Source organism: Flavobacterium sp. (genome assembly GCF_043756175.1).
In the GTDB taxonomy this organism is placed as follows: domain Bacteria; phylum Bacteroidota; class Bacteroidia; order Flavobacteriales; family Flavobacteriaceae; genus Flavobacterium.
The window spans coordinates 40,071-57,135 of record NZ_JAYURN010000007.1 but is presented as its reverse complement, the minus strand read 5'-3'; the positions used below and the strand labels follow the sequence as shown (position 1 = coordinate 57,135).

The following is a 17,065-nucleotide window of genomic DNA, read 5'->3' as shown; positions in this document are numbered from 1 at the left end:
ATTGTCCCTATGGCTGGTCGTGGATCACGCCTTCGCCCACATACATTAACCATTCCTAAACCATTAATTCCTGTCGCTGGAAAACCAATCGTTCACCGACTGGTAGAAGATATTGCAGGCGTATTGAATCAAGATATCGAAGAAGTAGCCTTTATTATTCACGAAAGTTTTGGCAAAAAAGTAGAAGAGGAATTAATTGCTATCGCACAAAAATTAGGCGCCAAGGGAACGATTTATTACCAAAACGAAGCTTTAGGAACAGGTCACGCTATTATGTGTGCTAAAGATTCTTTGAGCGGACCAGCTGTTATTGCTTACGCCGATACTTTAATTCGTGCCGATTTCGATTTAGATCAAACTGCCGATAGTGTAATTTGGGTAAAACAAGTAGATCAACCTGAAGCTTTTGGAGTAATAAACTTAAACGATAAAAACCAAATTGTAGAATTGGTCGAAAAACCAAAAGAATTTGTTTCAGATTTAGCAGTCATCGGAATTTATTATTTTAAAGATGTTGCCGTTCTTAAAAACGAATTGCAATTGGTTTTAGATAACAACATAATTCATGGTGGCGAATATCAAATTAACGATGGAATTAAACAAATGATGGCAAAAGGCATGATTTTTGTTCCAGGAAAAGTAGATGAATGGATGGATTGTGGTAACAAAGATGTTACAGTTGATACCAATTCAAGAATGTTGAATTTTTTACATCAAGACGGAGTTAATTTAGTTTCAAATAATGTAAAATCAGAAAACTCTACCATTATTCCACCGTGTTACATCGCGGAAGATGTGGTTTTGATAAACGCAACCGTTGGACCAAATGTTTCATTAGGAAAAGGTTGTCACATTATTAATAGTAATGTTAAAAATAGCTTAATACAAACCCACGCACACATAAAAAACGCTACTTTAGACAACGCAATGATAGGAAATCATGCAAGTTTCGACGGTAATTTTACAAGTATAAGTATTGGTGATTATTCGGTTTTAGAATAAAATATGAATAAAAAAGTGTCAAATAAAAAATGGTTTATTATCGGAATGTGTATCATTTCTGCAAACATATTGGCACAAACCCAACCCGAAGATGTAGCTTTAGAAAAAGATGATTTTAAAGAATCATATTACGAATCACTAATTCAAAAAGGGATCGAAAATTATGATAAAGCTATTGTTTCTCTAGAAAAATGCATCAAAATTCAACCAGAAAACGCAGTTATCCATCACGAATTAGGTAAAAACTATTTTTTTCTAAAAGACTATCAAAATGCCGAGAAAGCTTTTGTAAAAGCGGCAGAAATCGACACAAAAAACAAATGGTATTTAATCGATTTGTATGAAGTGTATTATCAAACTAAAAATTACAATCAAGCGTTAGTTATTGCACAAAAAATAATTCCGTTAGATAAGAAATATAAAGAAGATTTGGTGTCGCTTTATATGTATACACAACAGTATGACAAAGCTTTGGTTTTAATTAATGAATTAAATGAAAACGTTGGAAATACTGAGCTTCGTGATCGATATAAATTACAAATTACATCACAAATTAAAACCAACTCGTCCGACAAAAACACATTAGAAAAAGCAATAGATCAATCTCCTAATAATGAGGAAAATTACTTGTCGCTTATTTATATGTATTCCGATAACAACCAAGAAGAAAAAGCCTTGCAAGTGGCTAGGAAGTTAGAAAAGAACATTCCAAATTCATTTTGGGCACAGGTCTTTTTATACAAATATCACATCAATAATAATGATGGAATTAGCGCTGTAAAATCTTTAGAAATGGTTTTAAATAGTTCTAAAATAGATAAAAAAGTTAAATACAGGATGTATAATGAGTTTCTTATTTTTGCATTAAAAAACCCAATTTTCGAAACCGAACTAAACAAAGCAACAGTCTATTTTGAAAACGATTCCGAATTTAATGTTTACAAAGAAATAGGCAAATTTTATTACAAAAAGAAGAGTTGGGATTTGGCTATAAAAAACCTAGAAAAAGCATCATATACCGATTTAGAAACCAACTTATTTTTGCTTGCTTCTTATGAAGAAACCAGTAAGTTTGAAATTTTAGAAACCAAAGCATCGGAACTAATAGAAACTTTTCCCAACCAACCAGAATATTATTTTTTTGCAGGAAAAGCATCAAATCAATTAAAAAATTATAAAAAAGCAACTGATTTTCTAGAATCTGGTATAGATTATGTGATAGATAATGTAGATTTAGAAATCGATTTTCTAAATCAACTATCGGAAGCTTCAAAAGGACTTGGAAACACTCAAAAAAGTGACCAATATTTGGCTAAAGCCAGTAATCTAAAAACAACACAAAAATAATGCGAAGAATTCTCCCTTTTTTATTGGTTTTGGCTTTATTGTCTTGTAAATCGAAGCAAAAAACAATTGCATCACAACCTGTGGTTACAGGAGAAACGGCAACGGTTTCTAATATTATAAAAAATCATTATGCGATAAAACGCGATTTTAAAACAGCCTACATCAAAGCAAATATCGATTATGCAGATGATAAACAATCTCTAAGCCTTTCGGCAGATATTAGAATAAAAAAAGATGAAATTATTCTGGTTAGTATAAAAATGTTGGGAATAACGATGGCAAAAGCCATAATTACGCCAACTCAAGTTCGTTATTACGAAAAAATTGGAGGTAAATATTTTGAAGGAGATTACAAAACATTAAGCAATTTGTTGGGAACCGATTTAAATTTTCAGAAAGCTCAAAACATGCTTTTGGGTCAAACTATCGATGATTTATCCAAAGGAAATTATTCTCTTTCTATGGCAGAAGGCTCACCAAAATTAGAAGAAATAACAAGAGAAAATTTTAATAAAAGTTACGTATTCGATGTGAATTCTTTTTGGCTAAAACGTCAAGAAATCACTCAAAAAACACCAGAAAGAAAAATGATGGTCAATTATTCTAATTATAATTCGTATCCAGAATGTGTTTTACCAGGAGAACTTCTTATTTTTGCAAATCAAGACAATAAAACCACTAATATTACGATTGAATATAAAAACGCTACATTCAACGAAGATTTAACTTTTCCGTATAGCGTTCCAAGTGGTTACGAACAAATCAAATTATAAAAATTAGATACAATTTTAGGATGTCAAAATATATTATTTATTTTCTATTAATACTTACAACTTCCATCTCATGGGGACAAGAAGAGGAAAGACAGCGCAAACTCGAAGAGCAAAAAGAACGATTACAAGAAGAAATTAGAGCGCAAGAAAAATTGTTACAAAGCCAAAAAAAGAAAGAAAAATCTGTAGTAAAAGTGGTGGTGCAACAAACCGCTAAAATTAATTTGCAACAAAAACTGATTAATACAACAGCCAAACAAGCAAAAGTTTTGGGAAATAGCATGTACATTAATCAGGTTAATGTAAACAAACTAAATAAAGATTTAAAAATTCTAAAAGAAGATTACGCTAAAATGATTGTAAAATCATACAAAAGTCGTTCTGAGCAAAGTAAAGCGATGTTTTTACTTTCGTCCGAAAACTTTTTGCAAGCCTACAAACGAGCACAATATATGAAACAGTATTCTAGTTTTAGAAAATTGCAAGGCGAAGAAATAAAAATAAAAACTATCGAATTAGAACGTTTTAACAACAAGCTTTTGGGGCAAAAACAAGAAAAAGTAAAGCTAATTGCCGAAAGCGAAAAGGAAAAACAAGTTCTAGAAAAAGACAAACAAGAGCAACAAAGATTATTATTTTCTATCAAGAAAGACAAAGGGAAAATTATTGCCGATATTAGGAAAAAGCAAAAAGAATCGAAAGCAATAGAAAAACAAATTGATAGATTGATTAGAGAATCTATTGCAGCGACGAATAAAAAAGCTGGTAACACAACAAACACGACAACATTTGTATTAACACCAGAAGCAAAAGAATTAGCAAATGATTTCAAGAGCAATCGTGGTCGTTTACCGTGGCCAGTAGAAAAAGGATTGCTGACAAAAAAATTCGGAAGACAACCGCATCCATTAGAGCCATCTATTATGATTGAAAGTAGTGGGATAGAAATTTCTTCAGAAAGAGGTGCAAAAGCACGTTCGATATTTGCAGGAGAAGTTAGTGATGTGCAACAAGCCGCAAATGGTACAGCAACAATTGTGTTGCGTCATGGGGATTATATCACAACCTATTCTAATATCGGAAAAGTTTTTGTTCGTAAAGGAGATAAAGTATCGACCAAACAAGTTCTAGGAGAGGTGTTTTTTAATACTTTTACGAATAAGGCTATTTTAAAATTCCTTATTTATCAAAATATAACAAAATTAAATCCACAAAGTTGGATTATGAATATGTAAGATTATAAAAACAGAAATTCCACCAATTATCACAAAAAATTCTTGATAATTGGTGGAATTTCTGTTTAAAATTTATAAGTATTATCTATAAAAACAACGCTTTCAGCTCCGTTGCATCACTCGGTTTCATTTTTCCAGCAAGAACCAAACTTAATTGTTTTCTTCGCAAAGCAGCATCAAATCTAGCTTTTTCTTCATCAGTTTGAGGCTCAATTGGAGGAACTTCAACAGGTTGTCCAGTTTCATCGACCGCTACAAAAGTATATATGGCTTCGTTGGCTTTGGTTCTGTTTCCAGATTCACGATCTTCAACCCAAACATCAATAAAAATCTCCATAGATGTTCTAAAGCTTCTAGACACTTTTGCCTCAACAGTAACCACGCTTCCAAGAGGAATAGATTTATTAAATGCCACATGGTTTACCGATGCAGTTACCGTAATTCTGCGAGAATGTCTTCTAGCAGATATGCTTGCTGCACGATCCATTCTGGCTAATAATTCACCACCAAAAAGATTATTTAACGGATTGGTTTCGCTTGGAAGAACTAAATCGGTAAGGATTGTCAATGACTCTGAAGGAAATTTTGCTTGCATGGTTTTTTATGCAAAGATAAACGGAAAACTATAAATTACAGAAAAAAATTGCCACAACCCGAGCATTTGCAAACAGGCGAAGCAATTCAAGAATTTATGGCTAAATATTTATAGTGGATTTCTTTTATAATTCCTCGATAAGAAGCCAAGCAGCAGGATTTATCGAATCTTGTATTTGGGTCATTTTGTATTGCGCTTCGGTATAAGTAGTAAAACTACCATACACTACAGGAATTAATCCGTCAGCATTTCGTTCAAAAATCCTAGCATTATACCCTTTCGAAATTAAATCTTCTAATTCTCGATTGGCATTTTTTTCGTTTCTAAAAGCGCCAGCCATAATATGAAAAGGCAATGTTTTTTCGGTTTCAATCTCACCAATAGGATTACCTATAAGAAAAGTAGCTTCCTGAATTTTAGCATTTACTTCTTTCTGAACATCAGCTTGAACCATTAGTGTTTCTGCTTGCTCTGTCTGATTTAAATATGATTTATAACCAAACCCAGCAGCGCCTAATGACATTATAAAAACAGCAGCATATTTCAAATAAGGATTTAAATATCTTGTGTTTTCAGTTTTAATTTGATAAACAACTTCTTTTTCTTCTTCAACTTCTTCTATGTTAGCAATCGAGAAATCTCTTTTAATTGATGGAGAAACAAATGAAGTTAACCCGAAAGAAGCAGTCAAATAATTCAAGTGATTTGAAGGTTCAAAAACCAAATTATTTTCTTGATTTAATCGCAAGTCACCTATATTTTTAAGTGGTAAGTGACGATTGTTTTCTAATTCACTTTTCCACAAAAAAACAGTATTTTCTATAGCAATTACAGCTTGTTCGTAACTTATTTTTTCCGAAACCGAAATATGATTGGCTAATAATCCGTCATTATTTTTCAAATTAGAATTAAAAGAAATTACTTTCTTTGGCGGATAAAAAGTCTGGTTGCTTTCTTGTATGTTTGCAGAAATTGTTTCAGCTAAAAAAGCACCAAAACCAGGAACAGTAACACACTGAAAACGATATAATAATTGAGATATGTGATTTGGTATATTCATTAAAGCAAAATTATAAACTACAAGCAAAAATAATAATTTTATCAACAAATGTTATTAACAATTTTGCATTTATTTGATACTTTTACAAAATTCTTAAAATATTTATGACAGAAACCGAATTACATTATTTACTTGCACTGCAAAAAGTAGAAGGCGTTGGCGATATTATGGCCAAAAAATTACTGAATCATTGTGGTTCGGCAGAAGCTATTTTTACTGCCAAAACTTCGCAACTCGCAACTATTGATGGCATCGGTAGGGTTTTACTAAACAATTTAAAAAACAAAACAATTTTCTGTCAAGCTGAAGAAGAACTCAAATACATTCAAAATAATGATATTAATGTTTCTTACTTTAAAGATGAAAATTATCCAGAAAGATTAAAACATTGTATTGATGGTCCAGTATTATTATTTACCGCTGGAAATATTAATTTGAAACAAAAACGAATCATTAGTATTGTTGGTACGCGTCAAATTACCTCTTACGGAATCGATTTTTGTAAAAAACTCATCGCCGATTTAGCACCACTAGACCCAACAATTGTAAGTGGTTTTGCTTACGGAGTCGACATTGTAGCACATCAAGCAGCTATAGAAAATAACTTGCAAACGATCGGAGTTCTTGCACACGGATTAAATCAAATTTACCCAAAAACACATAAAAAGTACATGTCTAAAGTCGAAGAAAACGGCGGCTTTATGACTGAGTTTTGGAGTAATTCTAGTCCAGAAAGAGAAAATTTTGTTAGAAGGAATCGTATTGTTGCAGGAATCTCGGAAGCAACAATTGTTATAGAAAGTGCCGATTCTGGGGGCTCACTCATCACAGCAAATATAGCAAATGATTACAATCGCGATGTTTTTGCTGTTCCAGGAAGAATTTCTGATAAGTATAGTCAAGGTTGCAATAATCTTATAAAAACCCAACGAGCTCATTTGCTAACAAGCGCTGCCGATTTGGTTTATATTCTCAATTGGGAATTAGAAAAGAAAGAAAAAACCATCCAAAAACAATTATTTGTTTCGCTCGAACCCGAAGAGCAATTAATTTATGATTTCCTTCAAAAAAACGGAAAAGAACTTATGGATACCATCGCAATTGAATGTAATTTTCCTATTTTTAAATTATCTTCATTATTATTAAATATGGAACTAAAAGGTGTGATGCGACCTTTGCCTGGAAAATTGTTTGAGGTTATATAAATAAAGTCGTTTCAAGTGAGTTTGAAACGACTTTATTTAGTTAGTTTTTAAGTAATTACGGTTGTTTTACTAAATCATACCAACCTAAAGGAATTGTTACACCTACTTTTACACCACTTAATAAACCTTCAATTGTATTTATATTTGCATCACTAGGATAGGTCAGTCCATCACTAGTGTTATGTAATCGCATAGTAAGTGGATTTGTGTTGTTTACTCTTAAGGTAATGATATGCCCAACTTTTTTCACAGGATCTATAAGAATTAGCTGAACTCTTTTTTGTCCTAGATAGCAATCATTACATTTAGGAGAATTCTCATTTACTAAAAAAAAATTTCCATCATGTACCTTGTGTTTATTGACGTTTTCTAAAATGGTACTTAAATTAGGTAAAGTATTTATTTTTGTCACTCCATTTTCTATATACACATATTCACCATAAAGTGTGTCTTCGTAATAAATGTTATTGTAGTTCATTGTTTTTTTGAACAAATGAATCTCTAAAATAGTATTTGTAGTAGTATTTTCATATTTCCAGATGCCTACAAATTGGTTTAAATTGTTATAAGTGTCTTTATAATAAGCTCCTGGAATACCTCTTTCTGTTTTGCTTTCGATAGGAATAATTAGCGTTTGTGCTTTTACTGTACTTAATAAAAGTAAGAACAGAAATGATATAATTATTTTTTTCATAATATTTATTTTTTAGTTACAAGGTGTTTTTACGATAGTCTCCATTTTTGATGCGGGTAGCGATAATTTTTCCCATCCTGAATCTTTTTTCTCTATTACTAGAATCCCAGCTGTTTTTGTGAGTTCTAAAAATCCTCTTATAATATCAGTAAGTGAGTTTCCTTTTAGCTTAATTTCATTATTGAAATCTTTATTTATAATTTTTGTTTTATCATACTGATCACTTATATCACTATATTTTGGTTTATTCATATAATTTACAAGAAAAATTTGCAATGCTTTAAAGTTATTAACTTTTATCGCAAAAACTGAGCCATCTTCGTTAACTAGCATAAAAAATACATCTGGTTGCAGTTCATAATCACATTCATTATATAAATTATACAGTATTGCTAAGTCATTAAAAGAAAAAATTTGCTCCAATTCATTATTATGCGTGTGAGCAGCTCCATAAATCCTTAAGCCTCTTGGTATTGTAATCGAGTTGTCTTGTGATGTCGGTAAATTTACGTTTGAATAACCCAAGCCATTTGCACTTATTTGGAAGCTTACTCCATCTTCTCCATCAGGATTATTTGGTATTTCTCTTCGCAAATTTGTAATAGCAGTATTTACATTTCCTTTAGTTGGGTCGGCTAATCTGCTTAAACTTAAACAAGGATCTGGCAAAGGTGGCACAACAATAGTAGTTCCAGCAGTTGGAGTGGGAGGAGGAGGTGTGCTTCCGCCACCGCCGCCGCCGTAATGATAAGGAGTGCCTCCGCCACCGCCACCGCCACCAATTCCGCTACAGGTATATTCGAAAAAAGTTTGCTGACAATTAGGGCCTGCAATGTGTTTAGGGCCAGTTCCTCCTGTTAGGGTTCCAGTACACATTAGCGCCCAATCACATTGTAGGCTTGGGCCATTGTCAGAACCATCATCTGGATTATCATTAGGGCCATTATCTCCGCCAGGACAAACAATACAGGTTTGAAGTGCAGCTTTTCCCGAGGTTCCTGTAAAAGCATAAGCATTATCTTCTTCAATATATTCTATGGGTAGTGTAGGCGTGTATGTTATTAAAGTTTCTTTGGTCTGATTTAAAGAATCAATCTCGATTACTAAATTTTCAAAATATCCAACCGTTGGCTCTTCTCTAACAACCAACATAGTATATGAAGTATAACCTTCAGCCGATATTTCTCTGATTGTTGTTGAATCTATACTAAAATTGGTGTCTATTTCTCTGCTAGTAGAACTATTTTGACTTCTAAATGCTTCAAATTTCGCAGTGACTTCCCGATTAGCCTTATTAAATTTTGGAATCCGATTGGCTTGTTTGAACGAATAATCTTTGATGACATATTTGTTCTGATACTGCGGATTAATATCTTCATCGAAGTCTTTCTGGCAACTGCAAAATGCAATGAACAAAAAGAGAATTAATAATTTTGAATGCTTCTTGAGTTTTTGTTTCATTTAGTTTGTTTTGTTAAAGGTTTGTAAATATATAGAGTATAAAATCACACAAAAGGTTGGGACGAATTGTAAAACATTTCCCAAATGTAAAAATAAATCACAATAACACAAATATGTGTTTATAAATATTTTCTCATTTAGTCAACTTTCACCTGTGGAAAATGAAGAAAAAATATTTATCAAAAATTTTGGAGAAAAACTAAAAAAACTTCGATTAGAAAAAAATCTTTCCCAAGAAATGCTAGCTAATGATGCCAATATTCCAATAAATCAGATAGGCAGAATTGAAAGAGCAGAAATAAGTACGTCATTAACTACAATCTACAAAATCACAAAAGCTTTAGATATAAAAATAACGGTCTTATTTGATTTTTAAATAATATAAAAAGTTATAAATTTGCACCGAATTCTTCCATTTAGAACTCACAAAATATTTCTCACTTAAACGTTTATAGCATGCAACTGTATAACACCTTAAGCGCAGAAGAAAGAGCAGAGCTGATAGATCAAGCTGGCAAACAACGACTCACGTTGTCTTTCTATGCGTATGCCAAAATTGAAGACCCTAAAAAATTTAGAGATGATTTGTTCATCGAATGGAACAAGCTCGATGCTCTTGGGCGAACGTATGTAGCCAAAGAAGGAATTAATGCTCAAATGAGTGTTCCTGCAGAAAATTTTGAAGCTTTCCGCGAAACTTTAGAAGCTTATGAATTTATGCGAGGCATTCGTTTGAATGTCGCTGTAGAACATGATGATCATTCGTTTTTGAAACTTACTGTAAAAGTCCGTGACAAAATTGTAGCTGATGGATTAAACGATGAAACTTTCGATGTAACAAATATCGGAGTTCATTTGAAAGCCAATGAATTCAATCAAATTTTAGACGATCCAAATACGATTGTGGTCGATTTTAGAAATCACTACGAAAGTGAAATCGGTCATTTCAAAGGTGCAATAACACCAGATGTAGAAACTTTTAGGGAAAGTTTACCAATCATCAACGAGCAATTAAAAGACCACAAAGAAGATAAAAACCTAGTGATGTACTGCACTGGCGGAATTCGATGCGAGAAAGCTTCAGCATATTTTAAACACCAAGGATTTAAAAATGTTTTCCAATTAGAAGGCGGAATTATCAATTATGCCAAACAAATAAAGGATGAAAAACTCGAAAGTAAATTCATCGGAAAGAACTTTGTTTTCGACCATCGTTTGGGTGAAAGAATTACTGACGATATCGTTTCGCAATGTCATCAATGCGGTAAACCTTGCGATAATCATACGAATTGCGAGAATGAAGGTTGCCATTTGTTGTTTATTCAATGTGACGAATGCAAACCGGTTATGGAAAATTGTTGCTCTACCGAATGTCAGGAAATTATTCACATGTCATTATTAGATCAAGTAAAGTTACGTCGTGGTATAAAAAACGGAAATATGATTTTCAGAAAAGGAAAATCAGATAAATTATTATTCAAACATTCGGGGGAATTGAGCGATGTTTCTTTGGCAAAAGCAATAGAGCCAAAGGATATTCGGCAGAAAATAAAAATCAAGAAAATCTTAATCGGTCAGGCTGAACATTATTATGCAAAATCGGAAATCGGCTCGTTTTTAATAGAAAATCAAGAACTAAAAATAGGTGATAAAGTTTTAATTTCGGGACCAACTACGGGTGATGAACAATTAGTTTTAGAAAAAATGTATGTCAACGGAAAAGAAGGTTCTGATGCTAAAATAGGAGATAAAATAACATTTTCAATACCATTTAGAGTAAGATTATCGGATAAATTATACAAAATATTAGAATAAAATACTTTCGAAAAACCACCGAAAAAACCTATTAAACATTTAGTTTTAATAGGTTTTTTGGTTTACAAAACTTTAACCATTTCTCGCTTTCAACCGTTGTAACTTAAACTAAAAAAATACTATCTTTACAAATTAATCGTTTTATGAATTTAAGTTGCTTTTTGCAACACTATATATAAATTATGGCATGTACAAGTTGTTCAACTTCCGATGGTGGTGCACCAAAGGGGTGTAAAAATAATGGGACTTGCGGCACCGATAGCTGCAACAAATTAACTGTTTTCGATTGGCTTTCAAATATGACTTTACCAGGAGGACAAGCGCCTTTTGATTGTGTGGAAGTTCGTTTTAAAAACGGAAGAAAAGAATTTTACCGTAACTCAGAAAAACTAACATTAAGTATTGGAGATATCGTCGCTACCGAAGCTTCTCCAGGACATGATGTAGGAATTGTAACTTTAACTGGGGAATTGGTTAAAGTACAAATGAAGAAAAAAGCCGTAAATCACGAAGGTGAAGTGGCTAAAATATACCGAAAAGCATCTCAAAAAGATATCGATATTTGGAGCACAGCTCGTGACAGGGAAGAACCTATGAAAGTTCGTGCTCGCGAAATGGCAATAGCTTTAAAGCTTCAAATGAAAATCTCTGATATCGAATTTCAAGGAGACGGATCTAAAGCAACCTTTTATTACACAGCCGAAGATAGAGTCGATTTCAGACAATTAATTCGTGATTTTGCCTCTGCTTTTAGCACAAGAGTCGAAATGAAACAAGTAGGTTTTCGCCAAGAAGCTGCTCGTTTGGGAGGAATTGGATCTTGTGGTCGTGAGTTGTGTTGTTCTACTTGGTTAACGGATTTTAGAAGTGTAAACACATCGGCAGCACGTTACCAACAACTATCATTGAATCCGCAAAAACTTGCAGGACAATGTGGCAAACTAAAATGTTGTTTGAATTATGAGTTAGATACTTATATGGATGCTCTGAAAGACATTCCAGATATGGAAACCAAACTTTCTACTGAAAAAGGTGATGCAATTTGTCAAAAAATAGATATTTTTAAAGGATTAATGTGGTTTGCTTACATAGGAAATTTTGCACAATGGCATATTCTTAAAGTTGCTCAGGTTAAAGAAATCATGGCGCAAAATAAAGAAAAAATTAAAGCTTCTGCATTAGAAGATTTTGCTATCGAAATTGAAAAACCAGCAGTCGAGAAAACCTTCCAAAACGCTATGGGACAAGACAGTTTAACTCGTTTTGACCAACCTAAAAAGAGCAACAATAAGAAACCAAATAAAAATCATCGTCCAGAAGTTATAGGTAAAGAGAAGAATACAAATGTAGCGCCAAAGGTTATTCAGAAAATTACGCCAAACTTAAAACCAAACAGTTCAGAGCCAAACAAAGCAAATCAAAATAAAGCAAACCAGAATAACCCGAACCAAAACAAACCAAACACAAACGGCCCAAAAATTAGAAATGAAAAAAAAGATTCTAACAAATAGTTTTTTATTGTTTTTTGTCGCTTTTGGATTAGTTTCTTGCGATAAATCTCAAGTTTTCGATGAGTATCATACTTTTGAAGATGGTTGGGGGAAAAACAGCATCGTCAATTTTACTTTCGATCAAGAAGCATCAAAAAAACCTTATAATTTATTCATCAACATTCGTGATAACGATGATTATGAGTTTAGTAATTTGTTTCTAATAGTAAAATTAGAACAACCAGATGGTTTAATAAAAGTAGATACTTTAGAATATCAAATGGCATATCCAGACGGAAATATGCAAGGAGAATTGTTAGGAAATGGCTTTTCCGATATCAAAGAAAGCAAATTGTGGTATAAAGAAAACATGACATTTCCTAAAAAAGGAAAATACAAACTCTCTATACAACAAGCCGTAAGACAAACTGGAAAAGTAAAAGGAGTCGAAAAATTAGAAGGAATTACCGAAATAGGTTTTAGAATCGAATCGTTAGAAAAACAATAAAAAATGGCACAAAAACTGAATACTCGCAAACCAGATTATTCACAATATGTGAAAAAGTTTTGGAAATATTTCTTCATCGCTTTTGGCGGAATACTATTGTTTTTTCTATTTGCCTCTTGGGGACTTTTGGGCTCGATGCCTTCATTTTCCGAGTTAGAAAATCCTGAATCTAATCTCGCTACCGAAATTATTTCTGCCGATGGAGTTACACTTGGTAAGTTTTACAACGAAAACAGAACACCAATAAAATACAAAGATTTACCCAAACATTTGGTCGATGCCTTAATATCTACCGAAGATGAACGTTTTAGAGAACACTCAGGAATAGACGGAAGAAGAACCTTAAGCGCCACTTTAAGCCTAGGGAGTCGAGGTGGGGCTAGTACACTAACACAACAATTAGCCAAGTTGCTTTTTCACGGAGAAGGCTCTAAATTTTTACCTTTCAGAATCATTCAAAAAGTAAAAGAATGGATTATTGCTATTCGTCTAGAACGTCAATATACAAAAGACGAAATCATTGCAATGTATCTTAACAAAGCCGATTTTATTAATACAGCAGTAGGAATTCGTTCGGCATCAAAAGTATATTTTGCCAAAGAACCCAAACAACTAACAGTCGATGAAGCTGCCATGTTGGTAGGAATGCTAAAAAACCCATCGTTATTTAATCCTTTACGAAGAGAAGAAAAAGTAAGAGATCGTAGAAATGTGGTTTTAAAACAAATGGAAAAAAACGGTTGTTTATCAACTTCGGCCAAAGAAAATTTTCAAAAAAAGCCTATTCTACTTACTTTTTCACCAGAAAAATACAACGAAGGTTCTGCAACTTATTTCCGAGAATATCTTCGTGAATACATGAAAAACTGGGCAAAAGAAAACAAAAAAGAAGACGGGTCAGATTATAACATTTATTCCGATGGACTAAAAATATATACCACCATCGATTCTAGAATGCAACTGTATGCCGAAGAATCTGTAAAAGAACATTTAAAAAACTTGCAAGAAGAATTTTTCTTAGAAGCCAAACAAAACAAAACAGCACCTTTTATTAGAATTACGCAACCCGAAATAGACAAACTTATGATGCGTTCTATAAAAAACACAGAGCGCTGGAGAATCATGTCAGAAGAAGGAAAAGAAGAAGACGAAATTATAAAATCATTTAGTATCAAAACTAAAATGACCGTATTTACTTGGGACGGGGACAAAGATGTCGAAATGACTCCGATGGATTCTATCCGATATTACAAACACTTCTTACAACCAGGAATGATGTCTATGGAACCCCAAACAGGAAACGTAAAAGTTTGGGTGGGCGGTATCGATTATCGATATTTTCAATATGACCATGTTGGGGTAGGAGCACGCCAAGTTGGATCTACATTCAAACCATTTGTATATGCAACAGCAATCGAGCAACTGGGTATGTCACCTTGTGATACTATTATCGATGGGCCATTTAAAATATTTAAAGGAAAGCACAATGTAACTGAAGATTGGGAGCCAAGAAACTCTGACGGAAAATACCGAGGCATGGTAACCTTAAAGAAAGCATTAGCCAATTCGATAAATACCGTTTCGGCAAAATTAATTGACAAAACAGGTCCAGATGCCGTTATAGGTTTAGTAAGAAAATTAGGGGTAAAATCGGAAATCCCATCCCAACCTTCCATCGCCTTGGGTGCTGTAGATATTACTGTCGAAGATATGGTTGCCGCCTATAGCACATTTGCAAACCAAGGAATATATGTAAAACCTCAAATTATAACAAAAATTGAAGACAAAAATGGGAACGTTATTTATGAGCCCAAAATGGAATCTAAAGATGTTTTAAGTAAGGATATTGCTTATGCAGTTATCAAATTATTGGAAGGCGTTACAGAATCTGGTTCCGGAGCAAGACTCCGTTACGGTGGTGGCGGATTCATACAATATCAATACAGCTTTACCAATGCCATTGCCGGAAAAACGGGTACCTCACAGAATAATAGTGATGGTTGGTTTATAGGAATGGTGCCCAATTTAGCCACTGGAATTTGGGTAGGAAACGAAGACAGATCAGCACATTTTAGAAGCACAAACAAAGGACAAGGCGCCACGATGGCATTGCCTATTTGGGGACTTTTTATGCAAAAATGCTATAAAGACGAATCGTTGCATATCTCTAAAGAACCATTCGAACGCCCAAAAGACATGACAATTAAGGTCGATTGTGCCTCAGAAAGAAGGGTAATTCGGGATACAACTGTCAAAGATTCGACAGCCGTAAAACCAGAAGAAGAACAAAATACTGACGAGTTTGGTATTTAGGATGTCATACTGAGCGTAGTCGAAGTAAGGAGCTATTTCCTGCTATTCGTTTCAATCTTTTCTTTTTTTAAAGGAAAAAAGAAAAGGATTTCCACTACTATCAGGGCTAAGGCAAAAAAGTAATAAGGCAACAATCAAATTACAATTAAACCAAATTTACAGGGTTTAAAATAATAAAATGTAAGTCAAAATGATAAACAAAAAAGTAAGTAATGTACAAGAAGCATTACAAGACATACAAAACGGACAAACCATTATGCTAGGAGGTTTCGGACTTTGTGGAATCCCAGAAAATTCTATTGCCGAACTTGTAAAAAAAGACATAAAGGAACTAACCTGTATTTCCAATAACGCAGGAGTTGATGGTTTCGGACTGGGTTTGCTTTTAGAAAAACACCAAATCAAAAAAATGATTTCTTCTTACGTAGGAGAAAATGCCGAATTCGAACGCCAAATGTTATCAGGAGAACTCGATGTAGAACTCACACCACAAGGAACGCTTGCCGAAAAATGCCGATCTGCACAAGCAGGAATTCCAGCATTTTTTACGCCAGCAGGTTACGGAACCGAAGTTGCTGAAGGAAAAGAATCTAGAGAATTTAACGGCAAAATGCACATTATGGAACTGGCTTATAAAGCTGATTTTTCTATAGTAAAAGCATGGAAAGGCGATACAGCCGGAAACTTAATATTCAAAGGAACAGCAAGAAATTTTAATTCTTGCATGGCTGGTGCAGCAAAAATAACCATTGCCGAAGTAGAAGAATTAGTCGAAGCTGGAGAATTAGATCCAAACCAAATTCACATTCCAGGGATTATGGTAAATCGTATTTTTCAAGGAGAGAAATTCGAAAAAAGAATAGAGCAACGCACTGTTAGAACAAGATAATTATGGCTTTAGATAAAAATCAAATCGCAAAAAGAATAGCCCAAGAAGTACAAAACAATTATTTTGTAAACTTAGGAATTGGAATACCAACCTTAGTTGCTAATTATGTTCGTGAAGATATTTCGGTCGAGTTTCAAAGTGAAAACGGAGTACTAGGAATGGGCCCTTTCCCTTTTGAAGGCGAAGAAGATGCCGATATTATCAATGCAGGAAAGCAAACCATCACTACCTTACCAGGTGCTAGTTTTTTCGATTCCGCTTTTAGTTTCGGAATGATTCGCGCACAAAAAGTAGATTTAACTATTTTAGGAGCAATGGAAGTTTCTGAAAATGGAGATATTGCCAATTGGAAAATACCTGGAAAAATGGTAAAAGGAATGGGAGGTGCAATGGATTTAGTAGCATCTGCCGAAAATATTATCGTTGCCATGATGCATGTAAATAAAGCAGGAGAAAGCAAAATTCTTAAGAAATGTACCTTGCCACTAACAGGAGTTGGTTGTGTGAAAAAAGTAGTGACAGAATTGGCCGTTTTAGAAATTACACCAGATGGATTTAAATTACTAGAACGTGCACCTGGAGTTTCAGTAGATGATATTATAAAAGCCACCGAAGCGGAATTAATAATTGATGGTGATATTCCAGAAATGACAATATAAATAAACATTTACTGGTTAA

At 33.5% G+C, this 17,065-nt stretch carries 16 protein-coding genes; 12 read left to right on the top strand and 4 right to left on the bottom strand.

Going from position 1 to position 17,065, the window contains the following annotated elements; translation table 11 throughout:
* The 4 genes from ACH2BP_RS00515 to ACH2BP_RS00500 form a co-directional block, all read left to right on the top strand.
* Positions 1 to 1,002 (top strand): sugar nucleotidyltransferase (locus ACH2BP_RS00515; RefSeq protein ID WP_395055953.1); only part of this gene is annotated, 1,002 nt, incomplete at its 5' end.
* A 3-nt stretch (positions 1,003 to 1,005) separates the two neighbouring features.
* Positions 1,006 to 2,349: a tetratricopeptide repeat protein gene (locus tag ACH2BP_RS00510; protein WP_395055951.1), complete on the top strand. Its 1,344-nt coding sequence runs from the start codon at positions 1,006 to 1,008 to the stop codon at positions 2,347 to 2,349.
* Positions 2,349 to 3,122 (top strand): DUF4292 domain-containing protein, encoded by a 774-nt coding sequence (locus ACH2BP_RS00505; RefSeq protein WP_395055949.1) that lies wholly within the window; start codon positions 2,349 to 2,351, stop codon positions 3,120 to 3,122. The genes ACH2BP_RS00510 and ACH2BP_RS00505 overlap by 1 nt, the downstream gene beginning before the upstream one ends.
* A gap of 20 nt (positions 3,123 to 3,142) precedes the next feature.
* Complete coding sequence (locus ACH2BP_RS00500) at positions 3,143 to 4,357, top strand: murein hydrolase activator EnvC family protein (RefSeq protein ID WP_395055947.1); 1,215 nt, start codon at positions 3,143 to 3,145, stop codon at positions 4,355 to 4,357.
* Between the two features lie 85 nt (positions 4,358 to 4,442).
* Here ACH2BP_RS00500 and ACH2BP_RS00495 read toward each other — a convergent pair whose 3' ends face one another.
* Together ACH2BP_RS00495 and ACH2BP_RS00490 are read right to left on the bottom strand one after the other, a co-directional pair.
* Positions 4,443 to 4,952: an acyl-CoA thioesterase gene (locus tag ACH2BP_RS00495; RefSeq protein WP_395055945.1), complete on the bottom strand. Its 510-nt coding sequence runs from the start codon at positions 4,950 to 4,952 to the stop codon at positions 4,443 to 4,445.
* A 124-nt stretch (positions 4,953 to 5,076) separates the two neighbouring features.
* On the bottom strand, positions 5,077 to 6,012 hold the full coding sequence (locus ACH2BP_RS00490) for an SPOR domain-containing protein (RefSeq protein WP_395055943.1): 936 nt from the start codon (positions 6,010 to 6,012) through the stop codon (positions 5,077 to 5,079).
* 104 nt (positions 6,013 to 6,116) lie between these two features.
* Here ACH2BP_RS00490 and dprA point away from each other — a divergent pair, with 104 nt between their 5' ends.
* On the top strand, positions 6,117 to 7,217 hold the full coding sequence (gene dprA / locus ACH2BP_RS00485) for a DNA-processing protein DprA (protein WP_395055941.1): 1,101 nt from the start codon (positions 6,117 to 6,119) through the stop codon (positions 7,215 to 7,217).
* 55 nt (positions 7,218 to 7,272) lie between these two features.
* Here dprA and ACH2BP_RS00480 read toward each other — a convergent pair whose 3' ends face one another.
* Complete coding sequence (locus ACH2BP_RS00480) at positions 7,273 to 7,911, bottom strand: DUF6705 family protein (RefSeq protein ID WP_395055940.1); 639 nt, start codon at positions 7,909 to 7,911, stop codon at positions 7,273 to 7,275.
* A 12-nt stretch (positions 7,912 to 7,923) separates the two neighbouring features.
* Positions 7,924 to 9,372: a hypothetical protein gene (locus tag ACH2BP_RS00475; protein WP_395055938.1), complete on the bottom strand. Its 1,449-nt coding sequence runs from the start codon at positions 9,370 to 9,372 to the stop codon at positions 7,924 to 7,926.
* A 154-nt stretch (positions 9,373 to 9,526) separates the two neighbouring features.
* Between ACH2BP_RS00475 and ACH2BP_RS00470 the strand changes: the two genes are divergently transcribed.
* The 7 genes from ACH2BP_RS00470 to ACH2BP_RS00440 all read left to right on the top strand — a co-directional run bounded on the left by ACH2BP_RS00470 (position 9,527) and on the right by ACH2BP_RS00440 (position 17,046).
* Positions 9,527 to 9,748, top strand: coding sequence for a helix-turn-helix domain-containing protein (locus ACH2BP_RS00470; RefSeq protein WP_395055936.1), 222 nt, complete (start codon positions 9,527 to 9,529; stop codon positions 9,746 to 9,748).
* An 80-nt stretch (positions 9,749 to 9,828) separates the two neighbouring features.
* Positions 9,829 to 11,187: a rhodanese-related sulfurtransferase gene (locus ACH2BP_RS00465; protein WP_395055934.1), complete on the top strand. Its 1,359-nt coding sequence runs from the start codon at positions 9,829 to 9,831 to the stop codon at positions 11,185 to 11,187.
* Positions 11,188 to 11,369: 182 nt separating this feature from the next.
* Positions 11,370 to 12,698 carry a stage 0 sporulation family protein gene (locus tag ACH2BP_RS00460; protein ID WP_395055932.1) on the top strand — a complete coding sequence of 443 codons (1,329 nt, stop codon included), beginning with the start codon at positions 11,370 to 11,372 and terminating at the stop codon, positions 12,696 to 12,698.
* Positions 12,673 to 13,185 (top strand): gliding motility lipoprotein GldH, encoded by a 513-nt coding sequence (locus ACH2BP_RS00455; RefSeq protein WP_395055930.1) that lies wholly within the window; start codon positions 12,673 to 12,675, stop codon positions 13,183 to 13,185. Before ACH2BP_RS00460 ends, ACH2BP_RS00455 begins: the two co-directional genes overlap by 26 nt.
* Positions 13,186 to 13,188: 3 nt before the next feature.
* Entirely contained in the window at positions 13,189 to 15,498 is a 2,310-nt protein-coding gene (locus tag ACH2BP_RS00450; RefSeq protein WP_395055928.1) for a penicillin-binding protein 1A, read from the top strand.
* Between the two features lie 190 nt (positions 15,499 to 15,688).
* Positions 15,689 to 16,387 carry a CoA transferase subunit A gene (locus ACH2BP_RS00445; RefSeq protein WP_395055926.1) on the top strand — a complete coding sequence of 233 codons (699 nt, stop codon included), beginning with the start codon at positions 15,689 to 15,691 and terminating at the stop codon, positions 16,385 to 16,387.
* A gap of 2 nt (positions 16,388 to 16,389) precedes the next feature.
* Complete coding sequence (locus ACH2BP_RS00440; protein ID WP_395055924.1) at positions 16,390 to 17,046, top strand: CoA transferase subunit B; 657 nt, start codon at positions 16,390 to 16,392, stop codon at positions 17,044 to 17,046.
* Positions 17,047 to 17,065 lie beyond the last annotated feature (19 nt).

Bases quoted from the DNA above. Each gene is read 5' to 3' on its own strand.
- dprA (WP_395055941.1), top strand. From the start codon at position 6,117: ATGACAGAAACCGAATTACATTATTTACTTGCACTGCAAAAAGTAGAA.
- ACH2BP_RS00480 (WP_395055940.1), bottom strand. From the start codon at position 7,911: ATGAAAAAAATAATTATATCATTTCTGTTCTTACTTTTATTAAGTACA.
- ACH2BP_RS00495 (WP_395055945.1), bottom strand. From the start codon at position 4,952: ATGCAAGCAAAATTTCCTTCAGAGTCATTGACAATCCTTACCGATTTA.
- ACH2BP_RS00455 (WP_395055930.1), top strand. From the start codon at position 12,673: ATGAAAAAAAAGATTCTAACAAATAGTTTTTTATTGTTTTTTGTCGCT.
- ACH2BP_RS00490 (WP_395055943.1), bottom strand. From the start codon at position 6,012: ATGAATATACCAAATCACATATCTCAATTATTATATCGTTTTCAGTGT.
- ACH2BP_RS00445 (WP_395055926.1), top strand. From the start codon at position 15,689: ATGATAAACAAAAAAGTAAGTAATGTACAAGAAGCATTACAAGACATA.
- ACH2BP_RS00450 (WP_395055928.1), top strand. From the start codon at position 13,189: ATGGCACAAAAACTGAATACTCGCAAACCAGATTATTCACAATATGTG.
- ACH2BP_RS00500 (WP_395055947.1), top strand. From the start codon at position 3,143: ATGTCAAAATATATTATTTATTTTCTATTAATACTTACAACTTCCATC.
- ACH2BP_RS00440 (WP_395055924.1), top strand. From the start codon at position 16,390: ATGGCTTTAGATAAAAATCAAATCGCAAAAAGAATAGCCCAAGAAGTA.
- ACH2BP_RS00510 (WP_395055951.1), top strand. From the start codon at position 1,006: ATGAATAAAAAAGTGTCAAATAAAAAATGGTTTATTATCGGAATGTGT.
- ACH2BP_RS00505 (WP_395055949.1), top strand. From the start codon at position 2,349: ATGCGAAGAATTCTCCCTTTTTTATTGGTTTTGGCTTTATTGTCTTGT.
- ACH2BP_RS00460 (WP_395055932.1), top strand. From the start codon at position 11,370: ATGGCATGTACAAGTTGTTCAACTTCCGATGGTGGTGCACCAAAGGGG.
- ACH2BP_RS00475 (WP_395055938.1), bottom strand. From the start codon at position 9,372: ATGAAACAAAAACTCAAGAAGCATTCAAAATTATTAATTCTCTTTTTG.
- ACH2BP_RS00465 (WP_395055934.1), top strand. From the start codon at position 9,829: ATGCAACTGTATAACACCTTAAGCGCAGAAGAAAGAGCAGAGCTGATA.